The 18,371-nt window shown below is 37.4% G+C and carries 17 protein-coding genes; 16 read left to right on the top strand and 1 reads right to left on the bottom strand.

Annotated elements, in window-relative coordinates:
• The first annotated feature begins 62 nt into the window (after nt 1-62).
• The 7 genes from atpD (at nt 63) to IGL23_RS10005 (ending at nt 5,594) form a co-directional block, all read left to right on the top strand.
• A complete protein-coding gene (atpD, locus tag IGL23_RS10035) occupies nt 63-1,469 on the top strand; it encodes a F0F1 ATP synthase subunit beta (protein ID WP_002356558.1) in 1,407 nt (468 codons plus the stop codon).
• 16 nt (nt 1,470-1,485) lie between these two features.
• Nucleotides 1,486-1,905, top strand: a complete 420-nt coding sequence (locus IGL23_RS10030; RefSeq protein ID WP_002356559.1) for a F0F1 ATP synthase subunit epsilon — start codon at nt 1,486-1,488, stop codon at nt 1,903-1,905.
• A 188-nt stretch (nt 1,906-2,093) separates the two neighbouring features.
• Nucleotides 2,094-2,330 (top strand): DUF1146 family protein, encoded by a 237-nt coding sequence (locus IGL23_RS10025; protein ID WP_002356560.1) that lies wholly within the window; start codon nt 2,094-2,096, stop codon nt 2,328-2,330.
• A gap of 102 nt (nt 2,331-2,432) precedes the next feature.
• Nucleotides 2,433-3,734, top strand: a complete 1,302-nt coding sequence (murA, locus tag IGL23_RS10020) for a UDP-N-acetylglucosamine 1-carboxyvinyltransferase (RefSeq protein ID WP_002356562.1) — start codon at nt 2,433-2,435, stop codon at nt 3,732-3,734.
• 13 nt (nt 3,735-3,747) lie between these two features.
• Nucleotides 3,748-3,924: a DNA-directed RNA polymerase subunit beta gene (locus tag IGL23_RS10015; RefSeq protein WP_002356564.1), complete on the top strand. Its 177-nt coding sequence runs from the start codon at nt 3,748-3,750 to the stop codon at nt 3,922-3,924.
• A 127-nt stretch (nt 3,925-4,051) separates the two neighbouring features.
• A complete protein-coding gene (locus tag IGL23_RS10010; RefSeq protein ID WP_002356567.1) occupies nt 4,052-4,420 on the top strand; it encodes a PTS glucitol/sorbitol transporter subunit IIA in 369 nt (122 codons plus the stop codon).
• 4 nt (nt 4,421-4,424) lie between these two features.
• On the top strand, nt 4,425-5,594 hold the full coding sequence (locus IGL23_RS10005) for an AI-2E family transporter (RefSeq protein WP_002381494.1): 1,170 nt from the start codon (nt 4,425-4,427) through the stop codon (nt 5,592-5,594).
• A 61-nt stretch (nt 5,595-5,655) separates the two neighbouring features.
• On the opposite strand, the gene IGL23_RS10000 is transcribed toward IGL23_RS10005, so the two are convergent.
• Entirely contained in the window at nt 5,656-6,282 is a 627-nt protein-coding gene (locus IGL23_RS10000) for an FMN-dependent NADH-azoreductase (protein WP_002356569.1), read from the bottom strand.
• Between the two features lie 301 nt (nt 6,283-6,583).
• Between IGL23_RS10000 and licT the strand changes: the two genes are divergently transcribed.
• The 9 genes from licT (at nt 6,584) to IGL23_RS09955 (ending at nt 18,333) form a co-directional block, all read left to right on the top strand.
• The gene (licT, locus tag IGL23_RS09995; RefSeq protein WP_002397991.1) at nt 6,584-7,426 is read left to right on the top strand and encodes a BglG family transcription antiterminator LicT; all 843 of its coding nucleotides are present in this window, start codon (nt 6,584-6,586) and stop codon (nt 7,424-7,426) included.
• 162 nt (nt 7,427-7,588) lie between these two features.
• Entirely contained in the window at nt 7,589-9,469 is a 1,881-nt protein-coding gene (locus IGL23_RS09990; protein WP_010717106.1) for a beta-glucoside-specific PTS transporter subunit IIABC, read from the top strand.
• Nucleotides 9,470-9,493: 24 nt separating this feature from the next.
• Nucleotides 9,494-10,939: a glycoside hydrolase family 1 protein gene (locus IGL23_RS09985; protein ID WP_033594451.1), complete on the top strand. Its 1,446-nt coding sequence runs from the start codon at nt 9,494-9,496 to the stop codon at nt 10,937-10,939.
• 181 nt (nt 10,940-11,120) lie between these two features.
• Nucleotides 11,121-11,690 (top strand): guanylate kinase, encoded by a 570-nt coding sequence (locus IGL23_RS09980; protein WP_002384153.1) that lies wholly within the window; start codon nt 11,121-11,123, stop codon nt 11,688-11,690.
• A gap of 147 nt (nt 11,691-11,837) precedes the next feature.
• Complete coding sequence (locus tag IGL23_RS09975; RefSeq protein ID WP_002367146.1) at nt 11,838-12,515, top strand: TetR/AcrR family transcriptional regulator; 678 nt, start codon at nt 11,838-11,840, stop codon at nt 12,513-12,515.
• A gap of 20 nt (nt 12,516-12,535) precedes the next feature.
• Nucleotides 12,536-14,263 carry an ABC transporter ATP-binding protein gene (locus IGL23_RS09970; RefSeq protein WP_033594452.1) on the top strand — a complete coding sequence of 576 codons (1,728 nt, stop codon included), beginning with the start codon at nt 12,536-12,538 and terminating at the stop codon, nt 14,261-14,263.
• The gene (locus IGL23_RS09965; protein ID WP_002362258.1) at nt 14,260-16,128 is read left to right on the top strand and encodes an ABC transporter ATP-binding protein; all 1,869 of its coding nucleotides are present in this window, start codon (nt 14,260-14,262) and stop codon (nt 16,126-16,128) included. The genes IGL23_RS09970 and IGL23_RS09965 overlap by 4 nt, the downstream gene beginning before the upstream one ends.
• Nucleotides 16,129-16,290: 162 nt before the next feature.
• On the top strand, nt 16,291-17,160 hold the full coding sequence (locus IGL23_RS09960) for a VOC family protein (RefSeq protein WP_002359617.1): 870 nt from the start codon (nt 16,291-16,293) through the stop codon (nt 17,158-17,160).
• A gap of 129 nt (nt 17,161-17,289) precedes the next feature.
• Entirely contained in the window at nt 17,290-18,333 is a 1,044-nt protein-coding gene (locus IGL23_RS09955) for a serine hydrolase domain-containing protein (RefSeq protein WP_023894736.1), read from the top strand.
• The last annotated feature ends 38 nt before the right edge of the window (nt 18,334-18,371 follow it).

Below are 18,371 nucleotides of genomic sequence, written 5' to 3'. Positions count from 1 at the left end.
GTTTGAACGTTTATAAAAACGTTCAAAGCGTGTGACTTTATGAAGACTGGAGGAAAGAAATTATGAGTTCAGGAAAGATTGTTCAAGTAATCGGTCCCGTTGTTGACGTGGAATTTTCATTAGATCAATCCTTACCCGATATTAACAACGCTTTAGTCGTTTATAAAAATGGCGAAGCAAAACAAAAAGTAGTACTTGAAGTCGCTTTAGAACTAGGTGATGGAGTGATTCGTTCTATCGCTATGGAATCGACAGATGGTTTACAACGTGGAATGGAAGTTATCGATACAGGAAAATCAATTTCAGTTCCTGTTGGTAAAGATACATTGGGTCGTGTGTTTAACGTTTTAGGAGACACAATTGACTTAGAAGCACCATTCCCTGCAGATGCTGAACGTAGTGGGATTCATAAAAAAGCGCCAGCATTTGATGAATTAAGTACCAGTAATGAAATTTTAGAAACAGGGATTAAAGTTATTGACTTATTAGCACCTTATCTAAAAGGTGGTAAAGTCGGACTTTTCGGTGGTGCCGGTGTTGGTAAAACCGTCTTAATTCAAGAATTAATTCATAATATTGCCCAAGAACATGGAGGGATTTCCGTCTTTACTGGTGTTGGTGAACGGACACGTGAAGGGAACGACCTGTACTATGAAATGAAAGATTCAGGCGTTATTGAAAAAACAGCCATGGTTTTTGGTCAAATGAACGAACCACCAGGTGCACGGATGCGTGTGGCTTTAACTGGGTTAACGATTGCTGAATATTTCCGTGATGTGGAAGGACAAGACGTGCTATTATTTATTGATAACATTTTCCGTTTCACCCAAGCCGGTTCAGAAGTTTCTGCCCTTTTAGGTCGGATGCCGTCAGCCGTTGGTTACCAACCAACCTTAGCGACTGAAATGGGACAATTACAAGAACGGATTACTTCAACGAAAAAAGGATCAATTACCTCTATTCAAGCAATCTATGTTCCAGCCGATGACTATACCGATCCAGCGCCAGCAACAGCGTTTGCCCATTTGGATGCAACAACTAACTTGGAACGTAAATTAACCGAACAAGGGATTTATCCAGCGGTAGATCCGTTAGCTTCATCTTCTAGTGCCTTGGCTCCTGAAATTGTTGGAGAAGAACACTACGAAGTGGCTACCGAAGTGCAACATATTTTACAACGTTACCGTGAATTACAAGATATCATCGCTATTTTAGGGATGGACGAATTATCAGATGACGAAAAAGTACTTGTTGGTCGCGCACGCCGTGTTCAATTCTTCTTATCTCAAAACTTTAACGTTGCTGAACAATTTACAGGTCAACCTGGTTCTTATGTACCAGTTGCGGAAACAGTTCGTGGCTTTAAAGAAATTCTTGAAGGTAAACATGACAATCTGCCAGAAGAAGCCTTCCGTAGTGTCGGTAAAATTGAAGATGCCATCGAAAAAGCGAAACAATTAAACTACTAGAAAGGCGGCAAACACAATGGATAGTCTTACTGTGAATGTAGTAACGCCTAATGGTCTAGTTTATGACCACCATGCAAAAATCGTTGTGGCGAAAACAACAGATGGTGAAATTGGTATTTTACCAAAACATGCGCCAATCATCGTTCCGCTAGCGATTGATGAAGTCCGCATCAAACGGACCGATTCAGATACACATGTTGACTGGGTAGCTGTAAATGGTGGTATCATGGAAGTCCGTGATAATGTCGTTTCTATTATTGCCGATAGTGCCGAACGTGAACGAGATATCGATGTACCTCGTGCTGAACGAGCAAAACAACGAGCAGAGCGTTTAATTGAAGAAGCCAAAGCAAAAGATGACCGCGATCAACTACGTCGTGCGACTGTTGCTTTGCATCGTGCAATCAACCGGATCAACGTATCGAAACATGGGTAAAAAAGGCTGAAGGATTCAGTCACTTTTGTAGAGTTTAAGGCGCTTGCTATTGAGTCAGTTGCCTTAAACTCTATTTCTTCGTATTTTTTAATAAATAGTGTCAAATTTTGGCATTTCAAGTGGATTAATTATCGGTTTTTATTATTTTGTGATAAAATGTTCCTACGTTAGAAAAAAGGAGGCTCCTTATGCAATACTATGGAGTAGATGCTATTGTTCGAATCGTTAGTCATCTTATGTTCATTTACATAAGTTTTTGGGCGTTGCAATCATTGCGTATTGAGCAATTTTTCAAAACCCAATTTACACCGCAAATTAGAATGCTGATGGTATTTTTCGCCATCGCTATCGGATACACAGTTAGCTCGTTTGCTTTAGAATTGATTGCGCTTTGTCGAAATCTTTTCATTGTGTATTTTCCTTAAAAATTGAAAAATAAAAAAAGGTACAATTTTTAGTTGAATAATGGTATAATAGTAAAGATTTTGAATAGGAATACCTATTCTCATTTTTTTGGGGGGAACAAAATGGAACAAATTATTGTTCATGGTGGTAATACAAAATTAGAAGGAACTGTAAAAATTGAAGGCGCCAAAAACGCTGTTTTACCAATTTTAGCAGCTACTCTTTTAGCTGAAGAAGGCGTTACTACTTTAAAAAATGTACCAATTTTATCTGATGTATTTACAATGAATCAAGTAATTAAGCATTTGAATGTAGCCATTGATTTTGATGAAGACGCGAATGAAGTAACAATAGACGCAACACAACCTTTAGGGATCGAAGCAAACTATGAGTACGTTAGTAAAATGCGTGCTTCTATCGTTGTAATGGGACCTTTATTGGCTCGTAATGGCCATGCCAAAGTGGCAATGCCAGGTGGCTGTGCCATTGGGAAACGACCAATTGATTTACACTTAAAAGGCTTCCAAGCATTAGGTGCAAAAATCATCCAAAAAAATGGTTATATTGAAGCAATTGCGGATGAACTAATCGGTAACACTATTTACTTAGACTTCCCAAGTGTCGGCGCTACGCAAAACATTATGATGGCTGCTGTTCGTGCGAAAGGAACAACCATCATTGAAAACGTTGCTCGTGAACCTGAAATCGTTGACTTAGCAAACATTTTAAACAAAATGGGTGCCAATGTTATCGGTGCTGGAACAGAAACGATGCGTATCGAAGGCGTCGATAAATTACATGCCGTAGAGCATTCAATCGTTCAAGATCGAATTGAAGCAGGTACGTTCATGGTAGCTGCAGCAATGACTGAGGGCAATGTTTTAATTGAAGAAGCAATTTCTGAACATAATCGTCCGCTAATTTCTAAATTAACTGAAATGGGTGCAATCATTGAAGAAGAAGAAAACGGCATCCGTGTAATTGGACCAAAACATCTAAAACCAACAGATGTTAAGACAATGCCGCATCCTGGTTTCCCAACAGACATGCAAGCGCAAATGACAGCGATCCAAATGTTTGCTGAAGGAACAAGCATCGTGACAGAAACAGTCTTTGAAAATCGTTACCAACACTTAGAGGAAATGCGTCGAATGAACGCTGACTTAAAAATTGACGGCAACATTGCCGTTATTAATGGTGGCAACGAGTTACAAGGAGCAGCAGTGGAAGCCACTGATTTACGGGCAGCTGCCGCATTGATTTTAGTAGGGTTACGTGCAAATGGCATTACACGTGTCTCTAATTTGAAATATTTAGATCGTGGCTATTATGAGTTCCATAAAAAACTTCAAAAATTAGGCGCGAACGTTGAACGTGTCAATGATGAAAAAATTGAAGAAAAACAAGCAACGACAGTAATCTAAAGGAGTCAAACGTATGAGTTCATTTCGTTATATTTTAGTAACATTATTGAAAATTCTAGTGGTCATTTCGTTAGTCATTATCTTATTTGTTGTGGGAACAATGATTGGTTATGGTTTGATTGGAAATGGGAATCCAATGGATGTCTTTGATGAAAAAATTTGGACTCATATTATGAACTTCTTTAAATAAAAACTTATTTTAAGGCGGTGAACAAAAGTCAATTGACGATTGTTCACCGCCTTTTCTTTTTCCTGAATATCTATTTTATTCTATGCTATAATAATAGAAGTAAGATAATGAAGGAGTGGGATGGAAGATGCAAGCAACCGTAACAGAAATAGGCAAACATGCAATCGATGATTCAGAAAAAATGATTATTCTTTTTGGAGAAACTGCTACCGATACCTTGAAGCAACATGCAGTTATTCAATCATTCCCAGAAAAAGACCAAGTTACCTTGGCAGAAGGAGATCATCTGAAAATTGGCGATACAAACTATACAATTACAAAAGTGGGTTCTTTTGCCAATAGTAACTTGCAAAGTATCGCTCACAGCACTTTAATCTTTGCTGATGCACCAACCGATGAGGATGATGTTATCCGAAATGGTGTTTATTTAACGCCCCATCAGTTACCAAAGATAACCATTGGAACAACAATTGATTATTTAGTAAATGGAGCGTGAATCAATGGATAAAAAACAAACGACTGATAAACGCCTGTCTTGGTTTTGGCGTTGGTTTTTAAATAATCAAGTAGTAACAGCCTTACTGATTGTCTTATTGGTGCTGTTAATTATTCTAACTTTTACGAAAGTTTCTTATTTATTTAAGCCCGTCTGGCAGTTTTTCGGCGTTGTCGGCTTACCAGTAATTATGGCGGGGATTTTATATTATTTATTAAATCCGATTGTCGATTATTTAGAGAAAAAACAAATCTCACGTGTCTGGAGTATTATCGGCCTATTTATTTTAATTGTGGCACTACTCATTTGGGGTGGTATTGTAATCGTTCCTAAAATTCGTGAGCAATCTGTCAGCTTTGTGAATCATTTTCCTCAATATATTGATACAATTGATCAAAAATCGCAGGAAATATTAAGTGATCCACTTTTCGCGCAATTTAGAGAACAACTTGAAGCGGCAGGCGATAAAGTTGTCAGCTCGTTAGGTACCATCATTAAAAACGTCTCAACGTTCACAGTACAAGGAATTGGTAATTTCTTTGGGGCGGTGGCTACGATCTTTGTCGCCATCATTACGATGCCCTTTATTCTATTTTATTTACTGAAAGATGGCAAAAACTTAGCGCCATATTTAATGAAGTTTTTACCAGTGAAGATGCGTAAACCAACCTTAAAAGTTCTTGCAGAAGTCAATGATCAAGTCTCTTCTTATATTAGAGGACAATTAACTGTCGCTTTCGCAGTGGCAATTATGTTTATGATTGGTTTTTCTGTCATTGGCTTAGATTATGCAGTCACTTTAGGTATTGCAGCAGGCTTTTTAAATTTAATCCCTTATTTAGGGTCATTTTTAGCCATGATTCCAGCAGTCTTTTTAGGAATTGTCAGTGGGCCAGCTTTGTTAATTAAAGTCTTGATTGTTTTTGCCATTGAGCAAACGGTCGAAGGTCGGTTTATTTCACCACTTGTCCTAGGCAGTCAGTTATCCATTCATCCAGTCACCATTTTGGTTGTTTTATTAACGTCTGGTAAACTATTTGGGATTGTCGGGGTGATTTTAGGAATTCCTGTTTATGCCGCAGCTAAGGTGATAATTACACACATTTTTGAGTGGTACCAAATTGTTTCCGGTTTGTATGATGAAGATAAGCCAGATCAACAAGAATCTACGTAACAAAAGAGACAAGCAGTGAACGAACTGCTTGTCTCTTTTTGATGTAAATCACTCGGAAAATTTAGAATGTTTTACCGTATTCAGTTGCTTTGGTCATGGCAGTATTTAAAAGTTCTTCCGCGCGATCAGGGAAATGATCGATTCCTTCGATGAATAATCCGTCAACTTGCTCAACACCAATAAAGTTTAGAATCGCTTTAATGTATTGAGAAGCAAAATCTTTTCCTTCGTAGAAGCCGCCATTTGATTGGATGTGTAAGGCTTTTTTACCACTTGTTAGAGGTTTTGGTCCTTCTGCAGTATATTGGAATGTTTTTCCAGCAACGTTGATTGTATCTACCCAAGCTTTTAAGCGTGTCGGTACGTTTAAGTTCCACATTGGATTAGCAATTACTACTTTGTCGGCAGATAAAAATTGATCAGTTAATTCATTAAAACGAGCCACTTTTTGTTGTTGGTTTTCGCTTAATGTTTCAAATGCTGCGCCAGCGCGAAGTGCACCCCAAGCAGATAATAATTCTTCATCGATTTCCGGCATGTTTGTTTCTGGTGCATAAACATCTAAAATTTCGATTTCGTCTGATGGATTTGTTTCACGGTATGAAGCTAAAAATGTTTCTAACGCACGAACTGAGCGTGATTCTTCTTTTGTTAATGGATGTGCTTTAACAACTAATAATTTTGACATTGTGTAATCTCCTTGAAATAAATAGTTTAAAAATTCAACATCTCTATTTTACTAATAAAAAGTAAGAGAAAGCAAGTCTTTTTTTTACTTTTAGTAAACTTTTTTTTAAAATGGATCAAAAGAGTAAAAAATAAATAAAAATATTTTTTTGGAAAGGCTTGCATATTAAAAAAAAGCATGCTATTATTACTTTGTAAATAAGGATTGTTACTGCTTTGCAGGCAAAACCAGAGTCTTCCATTAACACAATCAGTGGAGGGATTCTGGGCTTTTTTTATAAAAAAGTGAGGTTGCATTCATCATGAGGATTGAAAAAGTTTTAAATAATAATGTCGTGCTTTCAAGAAATGAGCAAGGCGAAGAAATTGTTTATATGGGACGCGGCTTAGCCTTTCAAAAGAAGATTGGAGACACGATCAATCCAGATTATGTTGAAAAGGAATTCGTGTTAAAGGACTCCGCTATGGCAGGGCAATTCCAGCAGCTGTTTGAAGACGTCCCCACCAAAGAAGTAGAAGTCGTCAAACAAATCGTTGATTTAGCAGAAACAACGCTAGCGATTGAGCTTTCATCAAATATTTATTTAACTTTAACGGATCATATTCACTATGCGTTACTTCGAGCCAAAGAAGGAATTGATATTCCGAATCCTCTTGTATTCGAAACACGCAAATTTTATCCTAAAGAATTTGAAATCGCAAAGCAAGCATTAGCGATTATTGCTGAAAAGCTAGAGGTTCAATTTTCAGAAAATGAAGCGGGCTTCATTGCTTTTCATATTGTGAATGCTGAACAAGGAAATGGCAATATGGAAGTTACCATGGAAGCAACCAAGATGGTTCGTGATATTTTAACGATTATTAGTCGCTACTTTGGACAGGTGTTTGATGAAGATTCATTGAACTATCAACGAATTGTTACACATCTTCAATATTTTGCGCAACGTTATTTAAAACAAGAAGCGCATGATGAGGAGGACGAATTTCTTTTTGCATTGGTCCAAGGAAAGTATCCTAAGGCGTTTCAAGCGGTCCAACGTATTAATGAGTATTTATTAAAAAGCTATGATCGACCAATTGATCAAGCGGAAATGATTTATTTAACCATTCATATCCAAAGAGTGGTCAATGATAAAAAAGCATAACAACCAATAATCGCGGATTGTTACTGATAATGCAGGCAAAACCTAGATTGAAAAAACCGATAATGATTTTCGCAGACTGCGCAGCTGTGAAGAGAAGGATCCGGCTCTTTTTCAATGTAGGTTTTTTTGATATTAAAAATTAATGGAAATGAGGATCTAGAGATGAGTAAAAATCAAGAAATTGCAGCACGTGTGTTAAAAGCTGTCGGGGGCGAAGGCAACGTTAATAGTGTTGTTCACTGTGCTACGCGCTTACGTTTTAAATTAAAAGATGAAAATAAAGCAGATACAGCTACATTGAATGCTGACCCAGATGTTATTCAGGTAGTTCAAAGTGCAGGACAATATCAAGTGGTTATTGGCAGTCACGTTAGTGATGTGTATAAGGATTTGATGGCCAACAGTGGACTAGGTAATGATTCTGATAATAGAGAAAAAGAAAGTGGCGGAAATATCTTTAACCGTTTAATTGATATTATTTCTTCTATTTTTACACCGTTTTTAGGTGCAATGGCCGGCGCTGGGGTTCTAAAAGGCTTCTTAACATTAGCTGTAACTATGGGCTGGTTAGCTGACACTTCAGGCGTATATCTTGTTCTCTTTTCGATTGCAGATGGCTTATTTACTTTCTTACCAATTATGTTAGCGTTTACGGCTGCTAAAAAATTCAATACTAATCCCTTTTTAGCGGTTGCTTTGGCGATGGCCTTGGTTCATCCCAGCATTACTGCTTTAGCAGGCAAAACAATTAGCTTTGCTGGTCTTCCAGTGATTATTGGGCCAAGTGGCTATACTTCTTCGGTTTTACCAATTATTTTGGCTGTTTTTGCACAAAGTTATGTGGAACGTTTCTTCAAAAAAGTAATTCCGAGTTTTCTACAAATTATCTGCGTTCCGTTAGCTGTGTTCCTTATTATGGCACCTGTTACCTTCTTAGCTATTGGTCCTATCGGGACGGTCATCGGCGATTGGTTGGGACAAGGATACAACGCAATTTACGCTTTTAGTCCAATTATCGCAGGGTTATTAATGGGTTCGTTGTGGCAAGTCTTGGTAATGTTTGGTATGCATTGGGGCTTTGTACCAATTATGATGTTAAACTTAACACAAGGTGGCGATACGATGGTACCAATGTTATTACCAGCCGTTATTGCACAAGGCGGGGCTGCTTTAGCTGTCTTTTTCCTAACAAAAAATGTGAAATTAAAAGGTTTGGCTTTGTCTTCAAGTATTACGACTATTTTTGGAATTACTGAACCAACTGTATATGGCGTGACTTTACCATTGAAAAAACCATTTATTGCAGCTTGTATTGGTGGCGGTATCGGTGGTGCATTTGTGGCTATGAATCACGTGAAAAACTTTACGTTTGGCTTGGTTAGTATGTTGAGCTTACCTGGGTTTATTCCTGCAGAGACAAAAGATACTGCACCGATGATTACTGGTGCAATTGGTGCCGGAATTGCTTTTATCATTGCGTTTGTCTTAACGTTTGTCTTACGTTTTGAAGATCAACCTAATCCAGAAACAGCAACTGAAAAAACAGCAACTGATAAGGTGGTGGCACCTGTAAAAACGAATCAAGAAGACAAAATTATTTTAGCAAGTCCACTTCAAGGTGAAATTTTACCGCTAGAAAAAGTACAAGACCCTGTTTTTGCTTCAGGTGCTTTAGGAAAAGGTGTTGCAATTGAGCCGACTGAAGGCAAACTGTATGCACCCGCAGATGGTGAAATCACCACATTATTTCCGACAGGACATGCTGTTGGCTTGACGACAACAGAGGGCGTTGAATTATTAATGCATATTGGCATGGATACGGTCGAATTAGATGGTAAAGGCTTTGAATTATCAGTGAAACAAGGTGATTCTGTTAAAAAAGGAGATTTGCTAGTTACTTTTGATATTGCTGCCATTAAAGAAGCTGGTTATCCGGTAGTTACACCGATTGTGGTAACGAATACGAATGATTATTTAGATGTTTTGGATATGAACCAAATAGACGTGTTACATGGTGAAGACTTTTTAGCCATTATTAAATAAAAGACAATTGGAGGAGGAACAAGTATGACAACAACGACAAAATTTCCAAAAGGATTTTTATGGGGCGGTGCGACCGCAGCCAATCAATTAGAAGGGGCTTACTTAGCCGATGGTAAAGGGTTATCTGTGGCAGATGCGATGCCGGGAGGAAAACAACGTTTCGCTATTTTAGGAGATGAAGCGTTTGATTGGACGATTGACGAAACGAAATATCGCTACCCTAATCATACAGGAATTGATCACTATGATCGCTTTAAAGAGGACATTGCGTTGTTTGCTAAAATGGGCTTCAAATGTTATCGCTTTTCAATTGCGTGGTCGCGTATTTTTCCACAAGGAGATGAAACACAACCGAATGAAGCCGGCTTGAAATTTTATGATGCGGTTATCGATGAATGTTTAAGCTATAACATTGAACCAGTAATTACGATTTCTCATTATGAAATGCCACTGCATTTAGCGAAAGAATACGGCGGGTGGAAAAATCGTCAATTAGTTGACTTTTATGAACGTTTTGCGGAAACTGTTTTAACACGTTACCACCAAAAAGTTAACTATTGGATGACATTCAATGAAATTAATTCAGCTTTTCATTTCCCAGCGCTTAGTCAAGGATTGGTAAAAAGCAATGGAGCCAATGATTATCAAAACATTTTCCAAGCATGGCATAATCAATTTGTTGCAAGTAGTAAAGCTGTAAAAATTGGCCATGAATTAAATCCAGAATTACAAATTGGATGTATGATTATTTATGCCACAACGTATGGCATTGATTCGAATCCAGTCAATCAAGTTGCTACAATGATTGAAAACCAAGAGTTTAATTATTATTGTACAGATGTTCAAGTTCGTGGTGAATATCCAGCATACGCAGAACGCATGTATCAAAAATATGCTGTGAAAGACTTAGTTATTGAAGAAGGCGATTTAGAATTATTAAAAGAATACCCAGTGGATTACATTGGCTTTAGTTATTATATGTCGACTGCTGTCGATGTTACTGGTACTACCAACGATACAGCAAATGGGAATCTTTTAGGCGGCGTTAAAAATCCCTTCTTAGAAGCAAGTGAATGGGGCTGGCAAATTGATCCCGAAGGCTTACGAATTGCCCTAAATGAATTATATAATCGTTATCAAAAACCTTTATTTATTGTGGAAAACGGCTTAGGTGCAATTGATAAAGTAGACGAAAATTTCTATGTGGCAGACGACTATCGGATTGATTATTTACGTCGTCATATTGAAGCAATGGCAGAAGCAGTTGCAGACGGCGTCGATTTAATGGGCTATACGCCGTGGGGCTGTATTGATTTAGTCAGTGCTTCCACAGGTGAAATGAGTAAACGGTATGGGTTTATTTACGTTGATTTAGACGATGAAGGAAAAGGTACTAAAAACCGTTATGAAAAAAAATCGTTTAATTGGTACAAACAAGTTATTGAAACTAATGGACAAAACTTAGACTAGTTATTGTAATTAAACAAAACAAGATAAGCGTAGTAGGTTGTTGCTTCTGTTCCCGCCGTTTATTAATTTTTAAGCTTGGACCAAAAATCTAAAGTGATTTTTGGCCCAAGCTCTTTTTTGTCAATTTTTCAAAATAGTGCACAATACGTTATAATAGAAACAACTGAGAGGAGCGTTTCTAATGATTAAGCAATTACAACATCCATTTTTTGTTATTATGGGTCCGAGTGGTTCTGGCAAGACCGCAATTACAAGTAAGGTTTTTCCGAAAAACTATAAAGTTATCTCGCATACTACGAGGAAAAAACGATTGGATGAAGTGGATGGTGTGGATTACTATTTTGAAACAAAAGCAAGTTTTCAAACCTTGATTGAAACCAATCAGTTAGTGGAGTATGATTTTTACCATGGAAACTATTACGGTGTCGGTGTAGATGCCATCGTTGAAACAACGAAAGAGCATCCAGCCTATAATGCGTTAACTTTTCCAGGCTTTCAAGCGGTCTTTGAGCGTTTCGGCGAGTCCGTCATTCCAGTTTTTTTTGACGTTTCAAAAGAAAATATTTATCAACGTTTAAAGCAACGAGAATCTGATCCTAAAATTATTGAAGAACGTTTAAACCTTTATGATCAAGAAATTCTTATCAAAAACCAATTAGAACAATATCCTAATTATCAACGAATAGATGCCAATGGACCTATAAAAGAGGTCGCTGGCTTGTTACAAGAATGCATCAAACACTATTATTAATCAAGCAACTGGTGAGACAGAATCTAACATTAATTTTGTCTTGCTGGGTGCTTGATTTTTTTTGTAAAAAACTTGCATTCTGAATAGAGAGTGCTATAATGACATGGTGTCATATGACAATGTGTCATAAAAGGGAGGAACACAAATATGCCTACGAATACGTTTTTTCATTTGCCAGAAGAAAAGCAACAACGCTTATTAGATGCTGCGCAAATTGAATTTTCACGACATTCTTTACAAGAAGCGTCAATTGCAAATATTGTTAAATTAGCGGAAATTCCTCGCGGTAGCTTTTATCAATATTTTGAGAACAAAGAAGATTTGTATTTTTATTACTTTGCGACATTAAGAAAAAATAGTGAACGAGATTTAGAGAAACAAATTATTGCGGAAAATGGTGATTTAATCGAAGCCATGGATGTCTATTTCTCCAAGATGATTGTCGAAGTGCTAACTGGAGAGAATGCTTCTTTCTATCGGAATTTATTTGTCAACATGGACTATCGTGCTTCACGTCGGGTGACAGATAATTTAGCGACTGGGGAAGAGGAAAAAAATAGGAAACAGCACTGTCATAAGCATAGAGGAAGAAAAGGCCATGCTGCCTATGCAGAACATCTTTATCAAATAATCGATCGTTCGAAATTAACCATTGAAACGCCAAAAGAATTCACATGGTTCATGCAGACGGCGATGCATGCCGTTTTCTCAACAATTGTTGACGGGTATCGTCAACAAAGAGAAAATACCGCCTATGATTCAACTGAAGCAGTCAAACAATTAAAAATGAAATTAAATTGGTTGAAAAATGGCGCTTATAAGTAGCAAAAAGGAGGAGAAGTTAGTTGATTAAACTAGTCAAACGGATGTCGTTATGGTCGGTCTTTGCAGCGGTTGTATTTATGATCGTACAAATTATCGCAGATTTATATCTGCCCACATTAACATCTAATATCATTAATGACGGTGTCGCTAAAGGAGATATTAACTATATTTGGAGTACAGGAGTTGTCATGTTAGGCTTTTCTTTGATTAGCATTGTCGCTTCTATTGGAAATACCTTTTTTGCCACCAAAGAATCACAAAGTTTAGGTAAAAAATTACGGACTGATATTTATCGAAAAGTTGAAAATTTTTCTAATAATGAATTTGACAAATTTGGGACAGCTTCGCTAATTACACGAACAACCAATGATGTCAATCAGATTCAAATGGTTATGCAAATGTTTTTACGTTTAATGATTAACGCACCTTTAACGTTAATTGGTGCAAGTTTTATGGCATATAACAAGGACCCACAATTAACGAAAATTTTTCTATATGTTTTACCAATTATGGCTGTTTTAGTGGGCGGTATCATGTTTTTAGCGGTTCCGTTATTTAAAAGCATGCAAAAGAAAACCGACCGTTTAAATTTAGTTTTTCGTGAAGGACTGACAGGAGTTCGTGTGATTCGGGCCTTTGGCAAAGCAAACTATGAAGAACAACGTTTTGATGAAGCCAATAAGGATTATACACAAACGGCGATTAAAGTGAATACGATTGTCGCTTTGATGATTCCTTTAATGACACTCATTATGAGTGGTACCAATATTGCAATCACTTGGTTTGGCGGTCATTATATTGCGGAAATGCAACTAGAAGTAGGGAACTTAATCGCCTTTATGACTTATGCCATGCAAATTCTGATGAGTTTCATGATGCTATCCATGATTTTTGTCATGGTACCGCGGGCGCAAGCTTCTGCTGATCGGATTAATGAGGTGCTAAATACTGATTCAGAAATCAAAGATGTACCCAATCCAGAACTGCTTTCTCTAAAAGGCGACGAAGCAACATTGGCGTTTGAACATGTTAATTATCGTTACCAGCATGCTGAAAACTTAGCACTGGAAGATATAGATTTTTCAGCAAAATCTGGGGAGACGGTCGCAATTATTGGTGGGACAGGTTCTGGGAAAACAACGCTGGTTAATCTTTTACCACGTTTTTATGATGTTGAATCTGGCAAGATTTTGCTAAATGGTAAAAACATTAAAGATACGTCACAGCATAATTTACGAGAAATGATTGGTTTTGTACCGCAAAAGGCTGTTTTATTTACAGGAACGATTCGTGAAAATATGCAATACGGCGCCCCAAATGCGACCGATGAAGAAATTTGGCAAGCTTTAGAAATTGCGCAGGCGAAGGCGTTTGTTTCAGAATTGGCAGAAGGTTTGGATAGTCATGTCGAACAAGGCGGCGGTAATTTTTCTGGCGGACAACGCCAGCGGTTGGCTATTGCTCGTGCTTTAGTAAAACCAGCAGATGTCTATGTTTTTGATGATTCCTTTTCTGCATTGGACTTCAAAACAGATGCTAATTTAAGAAAAGCCTTAAAAGAGCAGATGACGGATGCAATTGTCGTTTTAGTGGCCCAACGTGTAAGTACGGTTATGGAAGCATCGACAATTTTAGTATTAGACGAAGGAAAATTAGTTGGTAAAGGAACGCATGAAGAGTTATTAGCGAATAACCAAACGTATCAAGAAATTGTACATTCTCAATTGAGAGAGGAGGACCTTGCATGAGTAGTCGACCAAAAGGCGGACCAATGGGCGGGGGACCAGGACGTAACATTGGCGCAAAAGGGCCAAAACCAAAAAATTTCTGGAAAACAGTGAAACGTTTATTTCGGTACATGTCTAAACGAATGCTGTCAATTATTGCTGTCTTAGTATTAGCAATCGCAGCCGTCGTTTTCCAAATTCAAACACCAAAAGTATTAGGACAGGCAACAACTGAAATTTTTAAAGGCGTCATGAAAGGCGCTGCTGAAATGAAACAAGGCTTAAAAATAACATCTTTTCCAATTGATTTTGACAAAATCGGTCAAATTTTATTAATTGTTATTGCCATGTACCTTATTTCTGCTGTCTTTAATTTCTTGCAGCAAGTAATTATGACACGTGTTTCACAGCGAACAGTTTATGAATTACGTCAAGAATTAGAAGCGAAAATGAACAAAGTTCCAATTTCCTATTATGATACTCATAGTAATGGGGACATCATGTCGCGGGCAATTAACGACATGGATAATATTGCGAGTACTTTACAACAAAACTTAACCCAATTAATTACCAGTATCGTGACATTTGTGGGTGTACTTTGGATGATGCTGACCATTAGCTGGCAGTTAACACTAATTGCCTTAGCAACAGTGCCATTAAGTTTAATTGTTGTGATGGTTGTGGCGCCTCGCTCGCAAAAACATTTTGCGGCTCAACAAAAAAGCTTAGGATTATTGAATAACCAAGTCGAAGAAACCTACGGTGGTCACGTAGTAGTAAAAAGTTTCAACCACGAAGAAAGTGATCAAGAAGTATTTGAAAAAGAAAATGAAAAATTATACCATGCTGGTCGAAAAGCACAATTTATTTCAGCGATCATTATGCCTTTAATGAACTTTATCAAAAATCTAGGCTACGTGTTTGTTGCAGTCCTTGGTGGCGTAAAAGTAGCGAATGGTATGATGGATTTAGGGGATGTCCAAGCATTTCTTCAATATACCAATCAATTTTCACAACCGATTACTCAAATCGCTAATTTAATGAATACAATCCAAGCTACGGTGGCTTCGGCAGAACGTGTCTTTGAAGTATTAGATGAAGAAGAAATGGTGGATGAACCTTCTGGCGTACCAGTGGAAACAGATAGTCCTTATCGTGTTTCCTTTGAACATGTTGCTTTTGGCTATTCACCAGAGAAATTATTAATGAAAGATTTCAATTTAAATGTTAAACCTGGGGAAATGGTCGCAATCGTGGGCCCAACAGGTGCTGGGAAAACAACCCTAATTAACTTATTGGAACGCTTCTATGATATTAGTAGCGGCAGCATCAAATATGATGGCGTAGATACGCGCGATTTATCTCGCGAAGAGTTGCGAGCACACTTTTCAATGGTTCTTCAAGATACTTGGTTGTTCACTGGAAGTATCTATGACAATATTCATTATGGTAATGAGCAAGCGAGCGAAGAAGAAGTGATCCGTGCGGCGAAAGCAGCCCATGTGGATGATTTTGTCAGAAAATTACCAGAAGGCTATCAAACGATTCTAAATGAAGAAGCCAGCAATATTTCTCAAGGTCAACGACAATTAATTACAATTGCACGAGCATTCTTAGCAAATCCAGACGTTTTAATTTTGGATGAAGCCACCTCAAGTGTGGACACTCGAACAGAAATACTGATTCAAGCAGCAATGAATCGTTTATTGGAAAATCGGACCAGCTTTGTAGTTGCTCATCGCTTGTCGACTATCCGTGATGCCGATACGATTATCGTTATGGCAGAAGGTTCAATTGTGGAAACAGGAACCCACGATGAATTAATGGCGAAAAACGGTTTTTATGCTGACTTATATAACAGTCAGTTTTCAGAAGAAGTAGCCTAAAAGGCGAAGCAAAAAAATATTAATTCATGATGAGGCGTCAGGAACCATAGTCGTAAAGACTGGTTCCTGAAGCCTTATTTTTTTAACAAAAAGTTAGCGAAATTGAAAAATTTCTATTTTCTTTTGAGAAAAACAGGATATTACTTGATGAAATAGCAAGAGATGTATAAAATGGGAGAGAAGAAAATGGAGGTAACAGAAAAAATGACTGAATTTCAATTAGAAAAAGCTGCGACATTAAAAACAATTGCCATTCGTGCGAAAAAAGTTGGCGAAATGGTCGACTTTTATAAAAAAGTAATGGGTTTTGTTTTAAAGTCAGAAGAAAATAACCTGTCTATCTGGGGTACACGTGAAGCAGGAACGCAATTATTAATTTTAGAAGAAACTAGAAAAGCCGAAGATTTTCATAATGAAGAAAAGCAAATGGCTTATTTTTCAATTAAAGTTCCTACGGAAAAAGAATTTTTACAAATTGCTCAACGAGTGCTTGAACAAGACTACCCAATTGATGAAAGTTTCCAAATTGGCACACGTCAAAGCATGTTCATTACTGATCTTGAAGGCAATCAATTTGAGATTTTTCACGATGAAGCAACAGCAAATTCGACTTCTGAAAAGCAACCAATTGTGCTTAAAGATCTTATCAGTGAGGACTTAGAGCCACATCAAGGGTTAGCCGCTGGGTCATATTTAGCGCATGTGCAATTAAAAACAAACAATCAAAAAGAAATAAAAGCATACTATGAGGAAGTTCTGGGTTTAAAACGCAATGAAAAAGATCAATTTGTTTTAGAAGATGGCAAAGCAACTATTGGATTCCAAAAACCTGAAACAAGTGAAGTGGATCAATTACCTGATCCACACTTAGGTTTAGATTTCTTTACCATTAAGCTCTCTGATCAAGAACATATTTTAGCAATGGAGCAACAATTAACGGCAAAAAATCAAGAGTTCTTTATTGACCAGAAAAAAGCGATTGTCACTGTGTTTGATCCAATTGGCTTGGAATGGTGGTTTGTCTTAAAATAAACGCTCAGACAGACAAAATAAGCTTGTTTTAGCAAGTCTGGAATAAAGTCGGAATAAAAGTTTAACGCTACTTTTGTTCGGAACTTATTCTAGACTTTTCCTTTAATATTAAAAATAGAAGGTGAAAATATGTACGAAAAAACAAAGTGGAAAATTCAAAAAATGATGAAAAAAGGTGTTTTTTCGGGGGCTAGTTTTTGTTTCATTGAAGGTGAAAAAGAGGAGAGCAATTGTTGGGGACTCGCACAAGTAAAACCCACCAAAGAACAATTAACCTCGGCCATGCTGTTTGATGTGGCTTCTTTAACCAAAGTAGTCGGCACCACCACCGTTATTTTGCAATTAGTGGAAGAAGGAAAAATTATTCTAGACCAATCATTACAAACTTATTATCCCTCTTTTCAAGATTCTAATATTACAATTCGGCATTTGTTGACACATACGGCAGATTTACAAGGCTATATTCCTAATCGTGATCAGCTGAATGCCCAAGAATTAAAAGACGCCTACAATCATTCATTTCACGCAGGCAAAGCAATAGGTAAAAAAGTCGTCTATACAGATGCAGGGACTATTTTATTAGGCTTTATGTTAGAAGAAATGTTCCAACAATCAATGATAGAAATTTTATCTGAGCGAGTATTGCTTCCTTTAGGGATGAACGAAAGTACGTTTCTACCAAAGAATCCTTTAAACTGTGTGCCAACAGAATTACATGAACAAAGAGGGTTGATTCGAGGTACAACCCATGATCCTAAGGCATTTGTTTTACGGGAACATGCAGGGAATGCTGGCTTGTTTAGCAATGTCTATGATTTAACAAAATTTGTTCGAATGTATTTAAATCGAGGCAGTTATCACAATCACCAATTCTTGAAAAAAGAGACAATTGATTTGTTACTAGTTAACCAAGTGCCAGCTGCAGATAAACCACGTTCTCTAGGCTGGGATTTTAAATATGATGTAGCTACGCAACGGCCATTATTATTCCATACAGGCTATACAGGCACTTTTTTGCTAATTGATGTGCGACAACAATCAGCGTTTATCTTTTTATCTAATCGAGTCCATCCAGAGGACCACCGGAATACTTATATCGAAGAAAGAGATCAGTTGTTGGCAACCTATTTAAAAGAGAAATCATCAGTTTCAGATGAAATGACTAGTTTTTAGTGATATAATGAGAGCGAATTCAATTTGGGAGGTCACAG

The sequence above is a fragment of the Enterococcus sp. MSG3299 genome (assembly GCF_050555765.1).
GTDB classification, from domain to species: domain Bacteria; phylum Bacillota; class Bacilli; order Lactobacillales; family Enterococcaceae; genus Enterococcus; species Enterococcus faecalis.
Note: the sequence above shows the minus strand (reverse complement) of the source record. Positions and strands in the feature narration are given on the sequence as shown.